The 2,302-nt window shown below is 77.5% G+C and carries 1 protein-coding gene; it reads left to right on the forward strand.

What is annotated here, in order from left to right; genetic code table 11:
- On the forward strand, window positions 1–2,263 hold a 2,263-nt coding region (locus tag ACFV5N_RS27180; RefSeq protein WP_385604999.1), incomplete at its 5' end, for a metallophosphoesterase.
- Between the last annotated feature and the right edge of the window lie 39 nt (window positions 2,264–2,302).

Below are 2,302 nucleotides of genomic sequence, written 5' to 3' on the forward strand. Positions count from 1 at the left end.
CGCCGCGCGCCCGGGGCCCACCGGCGGGGCGTGTCCTGTGCCGCCGGCCCGCGGCCCCCCGGCCGGGTTCCGGGTGGACACGGTGGCCGACCCGGCCCGTACCCCCACCGCCGACCCGGTGCCCGGCGGCCACCCCGAGCGGGTCTTCCCCGGGCTGACCCGGCGGCTGACCGCGACCGGCCACGACGAGACGTACGGGCCGGCCCCCGCCGCCCGGCCCGCCTGGCGCAGCGACCGGCCTGCGGTCGGTGCGGTGGGGGCGGACGGCACGTTCACGGCGCGCCGCCCCGGCACCACCACGGTGACCGCCGGGCGGCCCGGGACGGGCGGCGGCATCGAGCTGACCGTCCTCGGCGACCTCGCCCGGATCGACCCGACCGCCCGCCGCCTCGCGCTCGCCGGTGCCGGGGACAGCGCGCGGTTCGGCCTCGTCGGCCAGGACGCCACCGGGCACAGCGCCCCCGTGGAGCCGGCCGATGTGACGCTGGAGTACGACCGTTCCCTGTTCACCGTCACCCCCGATCCGGCGGCGGGCGGCTTCACGGTGACGGCGGCCGGCGCCGCCGAGGGGACGGCCGGACAGGTACGGGCGACCGTCGGCGGGCTGAGCACGGTGCTGGCCGTCACCGTCGGTGGTGAGGAGAGCCTGATCGCCGGCTTCGAGGACGCCGGGGAGTGGACCTTCAGCCACGCCCGGGCGGGCGGCGGCATCACCCCGGAACCGGACGGGCAGGACGGCGGCGCGCTGCGCCTGAGCTACGACTTCACCCTCAGCACCGCGACCCGCGCCGCGTACGCCACCCCGTCCCGGGCCATCGAGGTGGCCGGGGCACCGCAGAGCTTCGCCCTGTGGATCGAGGGCGACGGCCACGGCGGCTGGCCCTCCCTCCATCTCAAGGACGCGGCGGGCACCGACCAGGTGCTGCGCGGCGAGCACGTCACCTGGCGGGGCTGGCGGCAGGTCGAGTTCCCGGTGCCGGAGGGGGTGGCGCTGCCGGTGGGCGTGCACCGTTTCTATCTGGCCGAGACCCGGCCGGACGCCGCGTACACCGGCTCGGTCGCCCTCGACACGCTGACGGTGCGCACGGCGCCGGAGGCGGAGCTGCCGCCGGACGGGCCCGCGAGCGGGCCGCTGATCGGCACGGCGGCCCAGGTGGCGGAGCGCGACTGGCGGTTCGCGGTCGTCTCGGACGCCCAGTTCGTGGCCCGCGACCCGGACAGCGCCGTCGCGGCGGCGGCCCGGCGCACCCTGCGCGAGGCCAGGGCGGCCGATCCGGACTTCGTGCTGATCAACGGGGACTGGGTGGACGAGGGCTCGCGGGCCGATCTGGAGTTCGCCCGGGAGATGATCGAGGAGGAGCTGGGCGACGCGCTGCCCTGGTATTACGTGCCGGGCAACCACGAGGTCATGGGCGGCTCCATCGAGCTGTTCGAGGAGATCATCGGCCCGGCGCAGCGCACCTTCGATCACCGGGGCACCCGGTTCATCACCCTGGACACCTCCTCGCTGACGCTGCGCGGCGGCGGCTTCGCGCAGGTCCAGCGGCTGCGGGCGGAGCTGGCGGACGCCGCGCGGGACCGGTCGGTGGGCTCCGTGGTGGTGGTCGGCCATGTGCCGCCGCGCGATCCGACGGTGCGGCCGGCCAGTGAGCTGACCGACCGGATGGAGGCCGCGCTGCTGGAACGCTGGCTGGCGGACTTCCGCCGCACCTCCGGCAAGGGGGTGGCGTACTTCGGGGCGCACGTCGGAGTCTTCGACAGCTCCTGGCGGGAGGGGGTGCCCTATGTGATCGGCGGGGACGCCGGGAAGGCCCCGGCCGCGCCGCCCGGGGAGGGCGGATTCACCGGCTGGGCCCTGGTGGGCGTGGACGGGGGCGCCGGGTCCCGCCCGGCGGGCGGTGGGGCCGGTGGCCCCGGCAGCGCGGACGGCTGGCTCTCGGTGCAGACCAGGCCCCATGCGGACGGTCTCGCCCTCACCGCGCCCGGGACGCTGGCGGCCGGGACGGAGGCGGCGGTGACGGCCACCGTGTTCCAGGGGGACGGGGCCGGGGCCCGCGCGGTGCCGGTGAGGTATCCGGTGAGCGCCGACTGGTCGGGCTCGCGCGCCCTGCACCTCGGCCCGCCAGCGGAGGCGGGGCGGCGGCAGGTGGCGGCCTTCGACCCGGCGACCGGGGTACTGACGGCGCTGCGCCCCGGGGAGGTGACCCTCGGAGTGGAGGTGAGCGGGGTACGGGAGCAGATCACCGTGCGGATCACCCGCTGACCGGCGGGGCGGGGGCCGCGGTGTGCGGCCCAGTCTCTT

Source organism: Streptomyces sp. NPDC059853 (assembly GCF_042731495.1).
Taxonomy (GTDB): Bacteria; Actinomycetota; Actinomycetes; order Streptomycetales; family Streptomycetaceae; genus Streptomyces.